This is a genomic window from Paenibacillus shenyangensis (assembly GCF_000346635.1).
GTDB classification, from domain to species: domain Bacteria; phylum Bacillota; class Bacilli; order Paenibacillales; family Paenibacillaceae; genus Saccharibacillus; species Saccharibacillus dauci.
This window is the reverse complement of the sequence record NZ_AOIG01000005.1, coordinates 1-18,447: the sequence shown is the minus strand read 5'-3', so window position 1 is coordinate 18,447 and position 18,447 is coordinate 1. Positions and strand designations below refer to the sequence as shown.

The window sequence follows — 18,447 nt, the reverse complement described above, 5'->3', positions numbered from 1 at the left end:
TAGTCAACAAGGTTTATCCATGCGATACTTAAAATTGACAAAAGCGAAAAGAAAATCATATACTATTTTTAATTCAATTTAAATGGATATAATTACTATTAGAACAATTTAATACCATACATATTTAGCATTCCTATTGCATGTTCATACATACTAGTGTATTTAGACTGAATATTTAACTTTAATTTAAAGCGCTTCAAATTTAAAACCGTCACATATCCATTTATTTAGAAGATCAAGCATTGTTCAGAAAGGGATGGGGTTTTTGATAAGAAAATCGTTTTATATGTTATGGGGTACACAGACCGTATCGAATATTGCGGATATTGTGTACACGCTCAGTCTGGTAACGCTGGTATTTACAGCGAGTGGTTCATTGCTCACTACGATTTTTATTCCATTGTTCCGGATGTTGTCCAAAATGGTCAGTGGATTGGTAGCACCACTAATCATGTCACGTATCCGTCTGACGTCTATTCTGATTGGTTCACAGTTGGGACAGTTCGTTATCTTTACCGGACTGATCTTTTATCTGTGGCTGAGTCCCGAAGTATCGTATCCGATTATTTTTCTGGCTGTATTCGGAATGTCCTTTCTCGATGGGTGGACTGATCCTGCCCGTAATGCGTTAATTCCTAGATTGGCAGAAGACGAAGGACTGATGAAAGCCAATGGACTGATGTCTGTCAGCGATCAGGTAGTCAAATGCTCGGGTTGGGCACTCAGCGGGGTGATAGTCGCTGTGATTGGTGCGGTTCCGACGATGTGGATCGCGTCGGTTAGTTACTTTTTGGCGATGTTTTTTACTGCCTTTATCCGTGATCCGTATGCCGCTGCAGGGATAGGGAATGTTGATGCATCACCTGAAGCGTTTGGCGCAAAGGGGGCGCTTCGCAAGCCATCGTATGGAGAACAACTCTCCGAAGGCTGGAAAATTCTCGCTACCAATCGGCGTATTCGTACACTGGCGATTGTTGATAATATCGATACACTTGGAGGCGCAGCCTGGCTCGGCGCATTTATTCTGGCTTTTGTCGTGGAAGTGCTGCATCAGGACGCCAGTTGGTGGGGCTTTATGAATACGGTGTTCTTTATCGGCTCGATTGCCGGAGGCGTATTTATTGTAGCCCGTGTCAAAAAGCTGCAAAAAAATGCCTATCTGTGGATGTTGTTTAGCCTGCTCGCTTACGTCATGATCACCTTTTTCTTTGCCTTTAACAGTGTTCCCATGCTGGCGCTGATCCTGTTCGCTGTATCGGGACTGCCTGTACAGATTGCCGGCATCATCCGCCGTACACTGATCCAGCAGAATCTGACACCAGCCGAGACACCAAGTGCTATGTCTGCTCTCAGCGTGCTAAGCAATTTTACTTTTGCAATTGCCATGCTGCTGCTTAGCTGGATCGCCGACCGGTATGGGATGCGGGATATGTATGTGGTAGCAGGTGTAATGACGACTGCCGCTGTAGTGATTGGGTTCGTATATCGCTCGGCATTCCGCGAAGAATTGTCTCCAGCATATGCGTCAGAGGAGAATGTAGTTGTAAATAAAGCCTAAGTGACAGACAGGTTAATGGAGCTATAGAGCAGCATTTCTATCAACCATACAAGTAGCATTAACGATTGGGTAAAAGCATATAAAGGAAGAAGAAATATGCATAAGCATGTATAAAAGAAGGTAGCAGACAGATAATATCTTTCTAGAGCCATCTACCTTTTGGCTTGATAAAACGATCCAATGAAAAACAGAATATTACCTATACAAAGAACGAAGCAGACCCGCGAACGGTGCTGCTTCGTTTTTGTATACTTTTATAAAATCATATATAAGACTCTACTATAATACCAATAACTCTTCGATCCTGTTATCTACACACCGGAGTAAGCCATAAATCCACCATCCACCGGTACCACAATTCCTGTCACAAATCCCGAGGTGCGTGCATCGGCGAGCCAGAGCAGCGTACCCAGCAGATCGTCAGGTACACCGAATCGGTTCATCGGAGTATGGGCGAGGATCTTCTCGGACCGCGCAGTGAGCGAGCCATCGTCATTTTTGAGCAGCTTTTCATTTTGCGCGGTCAAAAAGAAACCGGGAGCAATCGCATTCACACGTATACCCGCATCGGCAAAATGAACAGCCAGCCACTGGGTAAAGTTATTGATTGCCGCTTTGGCAGCACTGTAAGCAGGTACTTTGGTCATTGGAGCAAAAGCACTCATCGACGAAATGTTAATAATCGTCGCTTCTGGACGGTCGATCATATGGCGCGAGAACACCTGGGTCGGAATCAGCGTACCGGTCATATTCAGATCAAGTACGTGCCGGAACCCGTCAATCCGAATATCGTAAAAAGTCTGCTTCAGCTCGTCATTGAGGTCCTCTTCGCGGAAGCTTTCTTCGGTCGTGTTGGCATCCGGACGATTGCCGCCAGCCCCATTGATAAGAATATCGCAGGGACCGAGCTGGGTAGTAACCGCTGTCTCCGCGAGGATCACACTGTCTTCGGAAGTTACATCGCATCCGACCGCTATTGCCTGCACACCCAGACTGCGAATTTCCTCTGCCAGTTGTTCACCTTTCTCCACGGTACGATTCAGGATAGCAATATGACAGCCTTGATGGGCGAGCTCCAGCGCCATTGCCCGGCATAGGATACCGGCACCACCCGTGATGACGGCTATTTTGCCATGAAGACCATCATGCAGCGGCAGAGGCTGGGTACTGGAAGCTGTCGGAGGCTCCTGTTCCTTGGCTTCTACCGAGTGAATGACTTCGCGCAGTGTTTTGTCTACCAGCGAATTACCGGTCGAGGGAGCTGCCGGAACAGTGGGCGTGATTGGTATGTCCGAAGCATACGGCAAATTGCCGCCTGGAGTCTGCTGTTTCTGTTCATTCATCGGCAGTCCCTTCCTTTCGTCCGGTCGCTGCTGTCAGAAAGGGGTTCCGGCGATATTGAAGGGAATCCCATAATCCCCATAAATACATAATGCCAAGTGCACGGTCATACAATCCGTATCCCGGACGGCACTGTTCGCCCCAGAGATGTCGTCCATGATCGGGTCGGCAATATCCGGTGAATCCTTCCTCATGATAAGCCTGCACAATACCGGCAATATCAACTGTTCCATCGATCGTACGATGCGAGGTCTCCTGAAAATCGCCATTGTCTTCTACTTTGACATTACGGATATGTGTAAATGGAATCCGGTCCGCAAATTCATGAATCATAGAGATAATGTCATTGTCCGGATTGGCACCGAGCGATCCGCTGCACAGGGTAATTCCGTGTGCTTTGCTGTCATACATGCCGAGGAATCTGCGAATATTATCCTGACTGCGGATAATACGCGGCAGCCCGAAGATCGACCAGGGCGGATCATCCGGATGAATGGCCATCTGAATACCATTAGCCTCGGCGACCGGAATAATCTCATCCAGGAAATACTGCACATTACGCCATAGATCCTCTTCCGTAAATCCTTGATATGCCTCAAACAGCTCGGTCAGATGGGAGAGACGCTCTGGCTCCCAGCCAGGCATGGTCAGTGCAGAGTTGGACTGAATCTGCATTACCAGCTCAAAGGGATCCATATTCTCGATTCGGCTGTTCTCGTAAAATAAGGAATTCGATCCATCCGGCAGCGGATGGTGCAGATCGGTACGGAGCCAGTCAAAAATCGGCATAAAGTTGTAGCAGATCACTTTGACACCGGCTTCACCCAGATGTTCAATGGTCTGCTTGTAGTTGGCGATATAGCGGTCACGGCTGGGAAGTCCCAGCTTAATATCCTCATGGATATTGACGCTCTCCACGACTTCAATATGTAAGCCATAACGCTCGCTGAGTTGTTTCATCTCCTGCACGCGTTCCCGCGGCCAGACTTCGCCCACGGGAAGATCATGCAGAGCCCAGACGATACCTTCCACGCCTGGAATCTGACGTACCTGGTCCAATGTTATGGTGTCATTGTTCTCACCGAACCAGCGAAATACCATTCTCATACGGTTCACACTCCATCATTGATATTATGCTGCGCATGGATGTCTTAGCCAGTTGTGTGTTTTATTTATACACCTGCCTCCAGAGGTTGACGCATCTGAAGATGGGTTTTGCGATAGTGACTTGGCGAGATACCCGACCAGCGCTTGAACTGACGGCTGAAATGGGCGATATCCCGGTAGCCGAGTGTCGTCGCAATATCCTGAATAGACATCTGTGGATCGGCGAGCAATAGCTTGGACTTGTGCAATACCAGATTGGACAGATAGCTGCGCGGCGAGATGGCAAAAACCTGATGGAAAATCCGGTTGCAATGTGAAGGGCTGATTCCCAGCTCTGCTGCAATATCGTCGATTCCGTAATGGGAATCGGGACGCTCGGCGATCTGACTCGGATTACGGTTTACAATACCCTGCAGGCGGGCAGCAATCTGATGAGCCAGCTCCATATGTGCATAGGTCGAAGGTGATACCTGTGCAGCTTCATTTAATAAAATCTCCCATAATACGCTGAACAGCTCAAACGAAGCTGCCTGCAGGCGAATTCGTCGTGTAATCATATGCTCGCTCTCATGCTCGGCAGCCTGCACAAGCTTCATGATGCAGGGCTGAATCTGCTGTGCAGCCATGCTGTCCTTGCGGAAGACAAGCTGATGCAGACGTTCCAGCAGAGACAGGAACACCCGATCCGTCATTTCAAAATGAATGCATACATAGACCAGTGACTGATCGCCGACACTCCGGCTGGTATGAGGAATACCCGGCGGAAGGATGACTACATCCCCGGCCTGCTGGGTATAACTGTGTGTACCCGCTTTCATTTGCTGGGTGCCCTGCAGTACATAATTGATCTCATACTGGTCGTGCTTGTGACTCGGGCATTCCCAGTCATGGCTAACCTCACGCAGATGAATTCCCAATAGATTAACCGTCGTCTGTACGTCCGGGCATATGGTCTCAGACAGGCTGATTCCCCATTCCGGTGATATAAAGGAAGTAGACATCGATAACCTCCAATCTCACATTTTATGCTGGATAGAGTGCTGGTGTAACAGGCTTGGATGAGTTGTAGAATATCGTAATAAAATAGATATGGGTAATTTTACTAGTACTATTATTCCCAGCATACATGGATATCATTAAAAATGAAAGGGTTTTCATTAATAACATTAAAATGAATACGGAGCGGCTGTATGACCTGTTAGCAGCGCTTTATCGTACTCTCTAAAGAGTTATCGCAAAACGTCTGGTATAATGGGTATAATTACGATAAATATCTACAATTATCTACAGAAAGGCTGTCTGGCATGGCACAATACCCGCAATGGTCCTACTCACAGTCCAGGGCCAATATGTTTGATGAATGTCTGCGTAAATATTACTTTCACTATTATGGTTCACATAACGGCTGGAATGAACGGCTGGGTTCGCCAGAGCAGGTGCAGGCCTATCGGCTGAAACAGCTGCGTAATTTTTATCTGCTGTTTGGCGATTTGGCGCACCGGATGTGCGAATCGGCGCTGCGGCAATGGGATGAATCCAAAAGCTCTCCACGGCCCGAATTTCTATTAACCACCATACGCAAGCTGCTTAACGACGCCTATGTACAGTCCCAGGATCGGGAAGGCTGGTTGCGTAACCCCAAGCATCATATGATGCTGTCTGAAATTTATTATGGCGACGATACCCTGAACAGCCGTATTGCCACAATTAGGCAGCGGCAAGAAGAGTGTGTCAGCCATCTTTATCATAATAAGACATGGCAGGAAATCACTGGCAGCAAGGTGAATATTCTGGAAATCGAGAAATGGGATACGATGATTCTGTTCGATACCAAAGTCTATGTCAAAATGGACTTATTATATCGCAAAGAAGATGGTACAGTAGTCATTGTGGACTGGAAAACAGGCCGCGAAGATGATTTCTCCGATCAGCTGTATCTGTACGCCTCCTATGTTCAGGAAAAATACAATATGCCTCTGGAAAAAATACAGATCCGGGTAGAGTACCTGGTCACCGGAGAGCATAAGGAATACAGCGTAACTCGTGAAGATATCTCCAAAGTCGAACAAAACATCGGCAGGTATATTGAGGAAATGCGTTCCTGTCTGGATGATGATTATTATAACCGGCCCAAGCCGGAAAGCTATTTCACCGCGATGCCGTCTCCGCGCAAATGCAAAGAGTGCAATTTCCGTGAAATCTGCAAGGACCGGGCAGTCTGATTATTGGATTGTCGGCATACTGGAACAGCTGACCGCACAGGCAGTTGTACGGAAGAAATACGCACTACACTCAAGGCATATCATTCAAAGGAGGATTGGTTCGTGGATATTTCGTCTGCACCAGGCATGTCTTTACTAACACATGTATATAAGCATATCCCGGAAGGGATTGCGATCTTCTCGCCTCAAGGTGAATGTCTGCAGGTCAATCCCGCTTTTTGCCGTTTACTGGATTATGAAGAGGAAGAGTTAAAAAGATGTTTGAATATACAGCAGCTGGCGGATAGCTGGCTGTATCAGCAGCAGAAGGATACAATCGAGCGGCGCCTGATGCGGCGCGATCAGGAGACTATCTGGCTGTCGCTGCAGGCTTCGCGCTATCCGGATGCACCGGATCAGCCGCTGGAGTATCTGGTGCTGTATGCCAGTGAGATTGCCGACCGGGAAGAGGAAGACCTGTATACAATGGTCGCCCGCAATGCTTCCAATGTAATCTCGGTCAGCTTGCCGGACGGAACAATCAACTATGTATCGCCTTCGATAAAAAAAATGCTTGGTTACGAGCCTTATGAAGTAATGAACTCCAAACGGATGGAATATTATCATGAGCAAGATGCCAAAGATATGCTTCAGCCTGGACTGATGTATAACGACAGCAAAACCTTCATCCGCCGTGCGAAGCACAAAGATGGGCATTATCTGTGGATCGAAGTATTCACCCAGACGATGCATAATGCGAATGGCGAAGTGGAGAGAATCCTCAGTATTGCGCAGGATGTCACCAAGCGCAAAGCCCAGGAAGATATTGTCTCCCGGGCGCATAAGCTGGCCCAGATCGGTGCCTGGGACTGGGATATGGTCAACAACCGTATTCATTTCTCCAAAGATATCCGGCGTATTTTCGGCAATGTAATGAAACCGGTGGAGCTGGATACTGATTCGTATATGTCCACGATTCATCCCGATGATGCCGAGCGGGTGATGAAATGTATTCTGGATGCTCTCCATGAGGGGACCAACGGAGAAGCTCTTTACCGGATTATACTGCCTGGCAATATCCAAAAAGTCGTGCAGGCCTACTGGGAAGTCATTACCGACAAGACCAGCGGTACACCACTGCAGATTATCGGCATCGTGCAGGATGTAACTGCCAGTCACCAGATGAGCGAGCAGCTGCGGCAGAGCGAGCAAAATTATCGTTTGATTACCGAAAATTCGCTGGATATGATCTCCCGGCATTACGATGATCAGGCGTTTACGTTCCGCTATGTATCTCCTGCCAGCATGATTATTCTGGGATATGAGCCGGAAGAGCTGATCGGAAGTTCTTGCTATGAACTGCTGCATCCGGAAGATGTCGACAAAGCGCGCCGCTTCCTGGAAGAGATCAAGGGCAAGGGTAGTCAGCATGACACAATCATTTTCCGATATCGGCACAAAAAGGGCCATTATGTATGGTTCGAGACCCTGAGCCGGTATGCTTATAATGAACAGGAAGGCAGCTACGGATATACTTCGGTGTCCCGTGATATTACCGAGCGCAAATATCTGGAAATGGTGCTGCGTGACAGTGAATATCGTTATCGTTCCCTATTCGAGAATAATCCGTCCGGTGTATGTGCGATGGATCTCAAAGGCCATTTCCTCTCGGTCAATAGTAGCTTGGAGGATATCACCGGATTCTCCCGGCATGAACTGATCGGACGCCGGATTTTCAACTTTTTCTCGGCAGAGGATCTGGGCAAGATTAGTTATCATGCCCGTATGGCGGCAAGAGGAGTTCCGCAGACGTACGAGATTTCCGTACCTCGCAAGGATGGTTCCTTTTTCCCGGCGGATGTGATCAATGTGCCGATTATGGCGGATACCGAAGTTATTGGATTATACGGAATTATTACCGAGACGACCCGGCTTAAGGAGTATATCAACCAGATTGAGAAGCTGGGCAACGAACGTGCGCTAATTCTGGACTCGGTCTCTGAAGGCATATTCAGTGTCGATGCGGAAGGCAATGGGATTTTTATTAACCGTGCTGGTGCGGAAATGCTCGGACTTGTTATACAGCAGCCGGACGGTCAAGGGTTGTACAGTTCTCATGGCCGGAATCAGGCACTGTATGATGTGGATATTCTGAACGAGCAGTCTCCGATTATTCAGGCGATCCGGCAGGGTACACCGCATCAGGAGGAAGAGACCGTCTTCTGGAAAAATGATGGTTCCAGCTTCCTCGCTGCATACCGGGTAACACCGGTATACGAGCAGGAGGAATACCGCGGGACTGTTATCGTATTCCGGGATATTACGGACGAAAAGGAAATTCTGCGTGCCAAGGAATCGGCGGAAAAAGCAGATCGTGCCAAATCGGAGTTCCTGTCGGTGATGAGTCATGAACTGCGCACGCCGATGAACGGTATTATGGGCATGACGGGTCTGCTGGCGGATACGGAGCTGGATGAACAGCAGCGCAGCTATTTGGAAATTGTGATGAACAGCAGTGAGACGCTGCTACAGTTGCTAAATGAAATACTCGATTTCAGCAAGGCGGAAGCCGGTATGCTTACACTGGAACCCGAACCGTTTGAGACAACAAGAGTATTGGATTCTGTTGCCGAACTGTTCCGGGTAAGGGCTTCCGAGAAAGGAACAGAGCTTACTGTGGAGGTGGCTTCGGAAGTACCGGATGTACTGGTCGGCGATGCCGGACGAATCCGACAGATTCTGATCAATCTGGTAGGCAATGCCGTGAAGTTCACGGAAGAGGGACAGATCAATGTCTCGGTTCGCGCCCTGGAACGCTCGGAGGGACAGACTGATCACCCCGGTGAAATCTGGCTGGAATTTGCTGTACAGGATAGCGGAATCGGTATTGCCCTGCATCAGCAGCATCTGCTATTTCAGCCATTCTCCCAGCTGCATCCAGTCTGGAACCGCAAGTATGGCGGTACCGGTCTGGGCCTGTCGATCTGCAAAAAGCTCGTGGAATTGATGGAAGGCAGTATTGGGGTGATTAGCGACGAAAACCAGGGTGCTTTATTCCGGTTTGTACTGAAGCTTGGTACGGTGACTGCTGATCAGATGGATGATTCTACCAATCAAGTGCCGGATATTCTCCTGAGCGAAAGTCGTTTATTAACAGCAGCCGGTTCTGATACAACTGAGCACATACCGGAACTGCGCATCCTGATCGCTGAGGACCATCCATCCAACCAGCGGGTACTGCTGTCGATGCTGCATCGTGAAGGATACACGGCAGAGCTGGTTATGAACGGAGAAGAGGCTGTTCAGGCTTGTCTGGACAAGACGTATGATCTGATTTTTATGGATGTGCAGATGCCTGGGATGAATGGACTGGAAGCTTCACAAATCATTCGTGGACATTTCAGTAATGAACAAACACCTATCATTATCGGTGTAACGGCATTCGCCCGTCAGGAAGACAGGGAACGATGCCTGAATGCCGGCATGCATAATTTTGTCAGTAAGCCGGTGATGAATTCGGAACTACAGAGAGTGCTGCAGGAGAGTGCGGATATGCTTCGCCTTCGCCGTCCGGTCATTGATCCGCAGCTATAAAGAACAAGTGCATATCCTATACAATATGGAGGCTATCCTTCTATATTATGCAAAAGCGGATCACCGAGGCTCTCCCTGGTGATCCGCTTTTTGATTATGATATTTGATAAGAGGATTATACGGGGTCTACCTGCACCATGGATTGCTTGCCGCTGATCTGAATACCGGTTTGTGGTTTGCCGGCTTCTTTGAGATCACGCAGCAGATCTTCGATAATCGCTTTGGCTTTGGCAGATTCTTTGCTGCCCTGTATTTTGACGACGAGCATTACGGCATTACCCGATTGCAGGATGCGCAGTGCCTGATTTTTCTTAGTGTCATAATCATGATCCTCAATATGAGCAGTCAGACGAATTTCTTTGATTTTGGCAGGTCTGTCGCTTTTGGCAGCCTGCTGTTTGTTTTGCCGGGCAGCGCCGGCGGCAATCAGCTGGCAGGGTGGCGGGCTGCTGAATAGTGAATTACAGACCAGATCCACTTTTAGCTTACGCGCCATTTGCAGGGCTTCAGCGGTAGGCATAATACCCAGGTCTTCGCCGTTCAGACCAGTCAGATGCACTTCGGATGCTTTGATTTTTTCATTTTTGATCATAGGTAATTCCTCCAGCATTTCTATTGGTTTTTCTTGTGTTATACATCTCGTTAGCGATCAGGCTGTATTGTATCATATTCCTCTTCGGGTCAGACATAGCAGGCGATAGGGATAGCTAAATCGTATACATAGATATTTACATAAAATTACAGGATTATTTTACAAATACAAGACAAGCTGGGATAATGAAAGGGAATTTCAAATATGAAAGGAGCTAATCATGAAAAGAAAATTATGGATTACACTTCCACTGGTACTGCTGTTAATCGTATTGTCCGGTTGTCAAGCCGTTGGAAATCTGGATATCAAAAATGCCATGATTCGCAACCTGGATGTTAAATCGATAGAGTCCAGCCAGACCATATCGGTTCATCTGACACCTTCGGCTACAGCTGATGCAGAAGATATTCAGCTGGCCACCATTGTAAACGCATTGCAGCTGAATATTGATAGTGCCAAACTGCAGGCAGACGGCAAAATGTCTGTACAAGGGTCGGTACAATACAGCGGACAGAAACTGCCTTATCATATTTATCTGGATGAGCAGGGAATGACTATTGATCTGGAGGGCGCCAAACAGCCAATATACATATCTTTTGCCCTCAATGATTCCATGGGTCTGTCCGGACTGAGCGGCGGATTCAGTGCAGCTTCCCTCAAGGGAGAAGAACAGGAATTTGTTAAGCAGGTTATCTCCTTCCTGTATACCCACCTGCCGAATCCTGCAAATGTATCGGTGAACTCCGTACAACAGGATGTGTATGGTGAATCTCTGGATCTGACCCAGCTGCATGTCGAGCTGACAGGTGAAGAGCTGATTACACTGGTTAAGCCTTTCCTTGTGAGTGTCTCCCAGGACAAAGAAGGAATCCGTCAGCTGATTGGTGCTGTCTATGACTTTATGTCTACCACACTGGAACAGACAGAGCCAGGCTCAACCGAGTCCGTTATGGGCGGCAGCAGAGAAGAATTCGTAAATAATGGCTACAAAGAAGTAAATAAAACGCTGGATCTTGTCCTCAAAGAGTATGATAGCCAGCTGGCTGAACTGCAGGAGTCCAAAGAATTTAATACTGTATTTGGACCAAATACCCGTGTCAGCACAGATGTGTACTTCGACAAGGACATGTATATCCGTAAACAGTCGATGGAGATGACGATTGCACTGCCGGATACCGAATATACGCCAATTTCCTCGATCCGTGTGTCTACAGCAAGCGAATCATGGAATATCAATGGAAATGTGACTGCAGATCCGGTTGACACTACAGGTGGTGTACTGCAGGTATCGGAGAAGACAACGCCGGGTACTTTCCTGCGTAACTTTGAAAAGACTTCTCCGGTGTACATGCTGCTTAACAATATGAACGGCATTACCAAGAAAACGATCTACTTTGGATCTTATGGTGATTACGATGACACGATTACCCGTAATCATGTAACACTGGTTCCGGTCAAGGATCTGGCAGAAGGCCTTGATGCCAAAATGCAGTGGAATGTTTCTTCCAAACAGCTGACACTGACAGATGATATTACAGGTGCAGTGACTGTACTGAAGCTGAACTCCAATAAGGCAGTAGTGGATGGTCAGTCCCATACGTTGTCTTCCAAAGTCGTTAATGTCAAAGGTAAAGTCTATGTACCTCTGCGCTCGGTAGCCAATATTCTGGGTGCAACCGTAGCTGCTGATGGAAATAGCTTCACTGTAACCCGCAAGTAATAATTGCGGATTATTCCAATCCTAAAGCAATCCAAACAAAAGGACCTCATCCCGAAGCGGAGAGGTCCTTTTGTTTAATTAATTTTGAAATAAAAAAGCTGGTTATTTGTCGAAAATAGTCAATTAGAATGGAGTAAAAAGAATAACAAGGAAAATGCCGAAAAAAACAACCGTATTTCGGCAAAATACAGCGATGGAAGAACGAAAAATAAAAAAGAGATAAATGAGCAATTCGAATCATCCCAATTTCAAACGATGAAGTTAAAATTTATCCATAAATACTTTTTATTAGAAAAATATAGGAATTGTAGCAAAAATACTCCTCTGTTCTTAAAGAGACTGCTACATCGTTCTCTATAATGCGCATAACAACTGCAATTCCTGTGTTTTTCGTCCGAAAAAGTATACCGGCGATCCAACTCCTAATTCGCCATCACAAAAGGGGGCAAGTAATAAAAAAATAAAATTGGAAAATTATAAAATAATATGTAATCAAGTGAGTCAACAATCCAAAATATGGTTATTAAACCGTCATGGAAATATCATTCATTTTTTCGGGGAGAAATGGATGTAGACAGTTCATCAATCTTCAAACTCAAACGGTTCTATGGGAGTGGAACTGTGATAGTACTCGATGATGTATTGCACTTCTACAGAAAGCTATCCCATCCGATTTACACACAGACATAAAGATGATTTAATTCAAAAGGAGAGATTTTAAAATGGGATTGCTTAATTTCAAAAATGGTATGGTACTGGCTGGCGCATTGTTTCTTGGGACTGTTTTTCAGAGTGGAACGGTGCATGCATTGCAATATGGCGGAGATATCGTTCCGACACTTAGCAGCAGCGCAGGCAGTAATGGTACAGCCAAAGCCAGTGTAGAAGAGTCGGGTTATGAAGCATGGAAAGCATTTGACGATAATGGAAATGCAAACAGCTACTGGAGAGCGCCGGCAAACAGCACATCGAAGCTGTCATACGAGCTGAACCAGAAGCAGGTTGTTAATAAATATACAGTACAAACAGATACGTATGATGCAGCAGATGCTCCGAAAAAATGGCAGTTTGCCGGTAAAATCGGCAACAACTGGCTCGTAATTGACGAGCAAGCCGGCCAAAGCGGCTGGGCACCTGGAGAAAAGCGTACATTCGAAGTAGACAACGATGTAGCTTATTCCGGTTATGCACTGTTCATCACAGGCAATAACGGCAGCAAATGGGTAGGCATTAACGATCTGGAGCTGACTTCATTCGAAGGTAATACCAATGTGATTCCGGCGATGGGTGCGCCTACATTAAGCGCTGACAATGCGCCTGGTGCTGCTGCTTCGGTAAATGCAGAATCTGCCTGGAAAGCATTTGACCACTCGGTAAGTCAAGACAGCGTATGGGCATCCGACTCGCAGCGGTATGCTGATGCATCTCTGTCTTATACCTTCTCCAGCCCGAAAGTGATCAAAGGCTATGCGGTAGCAGTAACAGCCAAATCGACAGCACCTGTATCATGGATGCTGGTAGGTTCCAATGATGGTAAACAGTGGGATGAAGTCATTCACGAAGTGAAGTCTTCCATGCGCTGGGAACCAGGTCAGAAGAAAATCTATGCAGTAGATAACGATACGGCTTACAAATCCTACAAATTGATTATCAACCGTAATTCCGGTCCTACTCAAGTTGTAGTCAACGAATTTGAACTGTATCAATAAAAAGGAATGGGCAGTCCATCACACTGCCTTCCTTATCCATCCTATAGAAATGCAAAAGAAGAAGCAGCCTATGCAGGGGCTGCTTCTTCTTTGCTGTGATAAGAGTGGTTGTCAGAGCCAGCCACCTACCATGATCGAATTAGTGGGTAATGATACGATAGCTTGTGCTTATGTCCGCAACTGTGAGAACATAGAATAGAAAAAGAGCGCTATCATTAGACAGGAGGAAATAAAATGAACAAGATTATGCCACTGGCTCATCGCGGTATTTCCAGCAGTCGTCTGGCCCTCGGTTGTATGCCTTTTGGGGGCGGCTGGGATCAGACTCCATTTACAGAGGAGCATGTCAAAGAAGCAGAAGCTGCTGTCGATGCAGCACTGTCAATTGGTATTACGATGTTTGACCATGCTGATATTTATACAAGAGGCAAAGCCGAGCAGGTATTCGGCCGTGTGCTGAATAATCGCCCGGAACTGCGTGACCAGATTGTGATCCAGTCCAAATGCGGTATTCAGCTGGGAGATGAGGAGCTGCCGGGTCGCTTTAATTTCTCCAAAGGACACATTCTGGATTCTGTCGATGGCAGTATGGAACGTCTTGGTACAGATTATCTGGATATCCTGCTGCTGCACCGTCCGGATCCGCTGGTCGAGCCGGAGGAAGTAGCAGAGGCTTTTGCATCGCTCAAAGCATCCGGCAAAGTACGTTATTTTGGTGTATCCAATATGAGTGCTGCACAGATCGCCTTTTTGCAGCAGGCGATTCCGGATTCCTTTGCAGTGAATCAGCTGGAAATGAGCCTGGGTCATCTGCACTTTGTAGATCAGGGGGTACATGTGAATCAGGCGGCAGGTACAGCAGTGAATTTTGCCGAGGGTCTGATGGAATACTGTCGTACCCAGAATATCCAGCTTCAAGCCTGGGGACCACTGGCACAGGGCAAATTCTCCGGTCGCGATGTGAAGGATCAACCTGAGCATATTCAGGAAGCAGCGAAGCTTGTACAACAACTGGCAAATGAAAAAGAAACGACTCCCGAGGCAATTGTTCTGGGCTGGCTGATGCGCCATCCGGCTATGATCCAACCGATTATTGGTACTACCAATCCACAGCGAATCAAAGCTTGTGAAGATGCAGAGCGCCAATCCCAGCTCATGACCAGAGAAGAATGGTATACGCTGTATGTGACCGCACGCGGCGAATCCATGCCATAATTCCACAAGAAACCAGCATAACTGTATATAAATAAATGTTGATTCTTATACGTAAGAGTCCGTTATACGGTCTTTTTCTGCTCCATGTATATGGAGTAAAGAGATAAATAAAAGCAAAAGAGCAGACTGTTCTATAAAGTCTGCTCTTTTTGTTATAGCCAAAAGAAAGAAAATACATGGATTGTAGAGTAAAAAAGGATGAAGTTGACATGAGAAGTGAGCAAAAGAAGTGATAAAAAAATAGTATCAAATTCGGATAGCCAAATTGGGAATATTTTAATTAGGTATATAAACAGAACATATGATCTATAAGTGGAATAAATATCATATTTGATTACAACCAAATAACTTATGTAACAAAATTGTAATAAATAAGAACGCTTACTTTTTAGCTACGTAAGAAAGTTATCTAAACAAAAAAGTAGGAATAGACCATGATGATAAGTTAGCACATTTCCTTATGTTATAAGGGTTTATGTAAATATTTTTACTTAAAATACCATAAATGTAAGATGAGAATCTAGATGGGACTAGGACTTTCGACATTTAGAGAATACTCGAAAAAAATAATTTATCTTAGTAATTGGAAAATTTATCATGTAAATTATTCGATTAGAGTATATAATATGTTACAAATCAATAAAGTTATTCAAAACGAATAACATTTGGGTAAAGGTAACAATGGGTTCATATGTTCATGAGGAGACAGGCAGAGAAAAACAATCTGTCTGCTGATGGATCAGCAGCATGATCTTCTATCCTGATATAAAGATGAAGACTGCTGAAAGGAACGAGGTCTTACAGTAGATGTGAATGTTCGTATCGAAGAATGATCCGGATAGGAGGGTAAACACGTGCACACAGCATACGACAAAACTAAGTTAGTGAATAAGTCACTAATATCTGCACAACCTGTTCATTGCTCATCGCGTGCTACTCTGGAGAAAATCGATTCTGTCATTACTTATCCAAGCGGCTCCAGAGCCTATTTATGGCAGGGAGATACCAGTATTGATAAGACAGTTTCTTTTGTAGAACATTATCGCCGCAGGCTGGATGATTATATGGGTCAGCGAGATCGTCTAAAGCAGTACAGCGATTATCTACGACAGGAGACACTTATTGATCCGCATATTCATTAATCCATACCAAATATTTCATATATGAATTATAAATACACCGATATCAAAATAATTAATCACCCGAAGGAGGTGCAGGCATGAGTGCAACAGCTGGAATCTGGGATATGGCAAAACGACATAGTAGTGAAGAATTGCAGCAGCAGGGCAACCGGATGATGCAGAGCATGGAGAGATATCCAGCCGATGCTTCAGGAATATGGCAGGGAGAACATCTTTTCCTTGGCTGTCATGATCAATGGGTCACTCCCGAATCGGTCCATCAGCGTATGCCTCATTACGATTCGGTTCGCCGACTGGCCATTACGGGCGATGTGATTATTGATAATCGAGAGGAATTGTTCAGCCAGCTGGGATTGAATGCTTCTATGTATGATATGCCGGATATTATGCTTCTGCTTCATGCCTACGACAAATGGGGTGAGCAGATGCCTCGTTATCTGAACGGCGACTTTGCTTTTGCAATCTGGGATGAATCGAGACAGCAGCTCTTTCTGGCGAGAGACTGGTCCGGTAACCGTACACTGTATTACTATCAGACCGCCGAGAAGTTTATTTTCGCCAGCACAATGGAAGCTTTGTTCCAGACCGGTGATGTGAGCAAGAAATTGTCCACTCCGTGGATGGCGGAGTTCCTGACAACGGTAGCGATGGAAGAGTCGACCGATATTCAGGCGACGGTCTATGATCAGATCAAGCAGCTGCCGCCGGCACATGCGATGATGCTGTCTGCGGACAAATCTTCCATTTATCAGTACGGTATACTGCTGCCGGATGAACCGCTGCGACTCAAGTCGGATGGAGAATATGTAGAGGCGTTCAGGGATGTATACAGCCGGGTTATCCGTGCCAAGCTGCGTACCCGCCACGGTGTAGCAGCGACACTCAGCGGCGGACTGGATTCAGGCAGTGTCGTCAGTTATGCAGCCAAGATCCTCTCGGGTCAGAACAAGCCGATTTATACATACAGCTTTGTGCCGATTCCCGGCTTCAAAGACTGGACATCCTCACGACTAATGGCTAATGAACGACCATATATTGAAGAGACGGTCAGACATGTCAGCCAGATTCATCCGGTCCATGATCACTATATGGATTTTGCTGATCGGAGCCCACTCAGTGAAGTGGAACATTGGCTCTCCCTGATGGAGATGCCGTACAAGTACTTTGAGAATTCATTCTGGATTCGCGGCATTTTCGAGCAGGCCCAGCAGCAGGGGGCAGGAGTACTGCTGACAGGAGCACGTGGTAACTTTACTATCTCCTGGGGACCAGCGATCGAGTATTATGGCGAAATGCTCAAAAAGTTCCAATGGATCAAACTGTATCAGGAAATGAAAATGTACAGCCAAAATGCCGGTATCCGGCGTAAAAAGATTATCCAGCAGATTCAGCAGTCCGCCTTTCCCCGTCTGAGCCGCAATACCCGCGACCTGGGCCGGCCAGATGCACTGAAATGGATTAATCCCGAGCTCGCCGAGCGGACCGGGATGGCCGAGCGGGTACGCCAGGCTGAACTGAATCTGGTAGGCAGTGATACCATGAGTGACCAGGATATCCGGTTGGACAAGTTCTCCAATCTGGCTACTGCCAACAAAGATGGGGCTGTAACGTCCAAAATATCCATGGGTTATGGTGTCTGGGAACGTGACCCGACGAATGATCCACGCGTGATCAAGTTCTGTCTGTCCGTACCTTATAACCAGTATGTGCAAAATGGAATGGACCGCGCGCTGATCCGGCGTGCGACGGCAGGTGATCTGCCCGACAAGATCAGGTTGAACCAGAAAGTACGCGGTCTGCAGCCTGCGGATTGGGTACAGCGTATGCTGCCGATGTGGCCTGCTTTTACAAGCGAGATCCGTGAGATTTGTCAGGACTCGGCAGCTGCCCAGTGGATGAACACAGAGAATATTATGGAAGCTCTAAATGAAGTGGGCGAGTCCCCTTCAGCCGAAGCGGCATTTAATCCGGCTACACGCCTGCTGATGCGCAGTCTCATTATGGGACGATTCATTCGCAGCTTAGCATAGCAAGGTATACCCTATAAAGGAGGTGAATAATGAACATGACAAAAATGGAATGGCAAGCTCCGGAAATGCAGGTCCTGGATGTTAATGAGACAGCAGCTGGTAAAGGCTGGAAAGTCATTGACTGGGTTACTTACGATGACGCCGATCTGTACAACCCGGGCAGCTAATCGCCGCATGTTAAAGGGGTAAGTTGAACGACCATCTATCCAAAACATTTGAGGAGGAAATACTCATGAAC

General features: G+C 46.6%; 13 protein-coding genes. 9 read left to right on the top strand and 4 right to left on the bottom strand.

Going from position 1 to position 18,447, the window contains the following annotated elements:
- Nucleotides 1-286: 286 nt before the first annotated feature.
- On the top strand, nt 287-1,558 hold the full coding sequence (locus tag H065_RS0103180; RefSeq protein ID WP_017811568.1) for an MFS transporter: 1,272 nt from the start codon (nt 287-289) through the stop codon (nt 1,556-1,558).
- Between the two features lie 311 nt (nt 1,559-1,869).
- On the opposite strand, the gene H065_RS0103175 is transcribed toward H065_RS0103180, so the two are convergent.
- The 3 genes from H065_RS0103175 to H065_RS0103165 form a co-directional block, all read right to left on the bottom strand.
- Complete coding sequence (locus H065_RS0103175; RefSeq protein WP_017811567.1) at nt 1,870-2,901, bottom strand: SDR family oxidoreductase; 1,032 nt, start codon at nt 2,899-2,901, stop codon at nt 1,870-1,872.
- Complete coding sequence (uxuA, locus tag H065_RS0103170) at nt 2,894-4,006, bottom strand: mannonate dehydratase (protein ID WP_017811566.1); 1,113 nt, start codon at nt 4,004-4,006, stop codon at nt 2,894-2,896. Before uxuA ends, H065_RS0103175 begins: the two co-directional genes overlap by 8 nt.
- Before the next feature lie 65 nt (nt 4,007-4,071).
- On the bottom strand, nt 4,072-5,007 hold the full coding sequence (locus tag H065_RS0103165; protein ID WP_017811565.1) for an AraC family transcriptional regulator: 936 nt from the start codon (nt 5,005-5,007) through the stop codon (nt 4,072-4,074).
- A gap of 303 nt (nt 5,008-5,310) precedes the next feature.
- Between H065_RS0103165 and H065_RS0103160 the strand changes: the two genes are divergently transcribed.
- Together H065_RS0103160 and H065_RS0103155 are read left to right on the top strand one after the other, a co-directional pair.
- Nucleotides 5,311-6,228, top strand: a complete 918-nt coding sequence (locus H065_RS0103160) for a PD-(D/E)XK nuclease family protein (RefSeq protein WP_017811564.1) — start codon at nt 5,311-5,313, stop codon at nt 6,226-6,228.
- Nucleotides 6,229-6,330: 102 nt separating this feature from the next.
- The gene (locus tag H065_RS0103155) at nt 6,331-9,801 is read left to right on the top strand and encodes a PAS domain S-box protein (RefSeq protein WP_017811563.1); all 3,471 of its coding nucleotides are present in this window, start codon (nt 6,331-6,333) and stop codon (nt 9,799-9,801) included.
- Nucleotides 9,802-9,916: 115 nt separating this feature from the next.
- Here H065_RS0103155 and infC read toward each other — a convergent pair whose 3' ends face one another.
- Nucleotides 9,917-10,393, bottom strand: coding sequence for a translation initiation factor IF-3 (infC, locus tag H065_RS0103150; RefSeq protein ID WP_017811562.1), 477 nt, complete (start codon nt 10,391-10,393; stop codon nt 9,917-9,919).
- Nucleotides 10,394-10,613: 220 nt separating this feature from the next.
- On the opposite strand from infC, the gene H065_RS0103145 reads away from it, so the two are divergent.
- The 6 genes from H065_RS0103145 to H065_RS27645 all read left to right on the top strand — a co-directional run bounded on the left by H065_RS0103145 (nt 10,614) and on the right by H065_RS27645 (nt 18,376).
- The gene (locus tag H065_RS0103145) at nt 10,614-12,113 is read left to right on the top strand and encodes a copper amine oxidase N-terminal domain-containing protein (protein WP_017811561.1); all 1,500 of its coding nucleotides are present in this window, start codon (nt 10,614-10,616) and stop codon (nt 12,111-12,113) included.
- A gap of 722 nt (nt 12,114-12,835) precedes the next feature.
- Nucleotides 12,836-13,822, top strand: coding sequence for a hypothetical protein (locus H065_RS0103140; RefSeq protein WP_017811560.1), 987 nt, complete (start codon nt 12,836-12,838; stop codon nt 13,820-13,822).
- 234 nt (nt 13,823-14,056) lie between these two features.
- Nucleotides 14,057-15,037 carry an aldo/keto reductase gene (locus tag H065_RS0103135; RefSeq protein WP_017811559.1) on the top strand — a complete coding sequence of 327 codons (981 nt, stop codon included), beginning with the start codon at nt 14,057-14,059 and terminating at the stop codon, nt 15,035-15,037.
- Between the two features lie 884 nt (nt 15,038-15,921).
- On the top strand, nt 15,922-16,179 hold the full coding sequence (locus H065_RS0103130; RefSeq protein WP_238557868.1) for a hypothetical protein: 258 nt from the start codon (nt 15,922-15,924) through the stop codon (nt 16,177-16,179).
- A 77-nt stretch (nt 16,180-16,256) separates the two neighbouring features.
- The gene (locus H065_RS0103125) at nt 16,257-18,209 is read left to right on the top strand and encodes an asparagine synthase-related protein (protein WP_017811557.1); all 1,953 of its coding nucleotides are present in this window, start codon (nt 16,257-16,259) and stop codon (nt 18,207-18,209) included.
- Between the two features lie 29 nt (nt 18,210-18,238).
- The gene (locus tag H065_RS27645) at nt 18,239-18,376 is read left to right on the top strand and encodes a paeninodin family lasso peptide (protein ID WP_017811556.1); all 138 of its coding nucleotides are present in this window, start codon (nt 18,239-18,241) and stop codon (nt 18,374-18,376) included.
- Nucleotides 18,377-18,447 lie beyond the last annotated feature (71 nt).

Coding starts and splice junctions, on each gene's coding strand:
- H065_RS0103180 (WP_017811568.1), top strand. CDS start 287: ATGTTATGGGGTACACAGACCGTATCGAATATTGCGGATATTGTGTAC.
- H065_RS0103175 (WP_017811567.1), bottom strand. CDS start 2,901: ATGAATGAACAGAAACAGCAGACTCCAGGCGGCAATTTGCCGTATGCT.
- uxuA (WP_017811566.1), bottom strand. CDS start 4,006: ATGAGAATGGTATTTCGCTGGTTCGGTGAGAACAATGACACCATAACA.
- H065_RS0103165 (WP_017811565.1), bottom strand. CDS start 5,007: ATGTCTACTTCCTTTATATCACCGGAATGGGGAATCAGCCTGTCTGAG.
- H065_RS0103160 (WP_017811564.1), top strand. CDS start 5,311: ATGGCACAATACCCGCAATGGTCCTACTCACAGTCCAGGGCCAATATG.
- infC (WP_017811562.1), bottom strand. CDS start 10,393: ATGATCAAAAATGAAAAAATCAAAGCATCCGAAGTGCATCTGACTGGT.
- H065_RS0103145 (WP_017811561.1), top strand. CDS start 10,614: ATGAAAAGAAAATTATGGATTACACTTCCACTGGTACTGCTGTTAATC.
- H065_RS0103140 (WP_017811560.1), top strand. CDS start 12,836: ATGGGATTGCTTAATTTCAAAAATGGTATGGTACTGGCTGGCGCATTG.
- H065_RS0103135 (WP_017811559.1), top strand. CDS start 14,057: ATGAACAAGATTATGCCACTGGCTCATCGCGGTATTTCCAGCAGTCGT.
- H065_RS0103125 (WP_017811557.1), top strand. CDS start 16,257: ATGAGTGCAACAGCTGGAATCTGGGATATGGCAAAACGACATAGTAGT.
- H065_RS27645 (WP_017811556.1), top strand. CDS start 18,239: ATGAACATGACAAAAATGGAATGGCAAGCTCCGGAAATGCAGGTCCTG.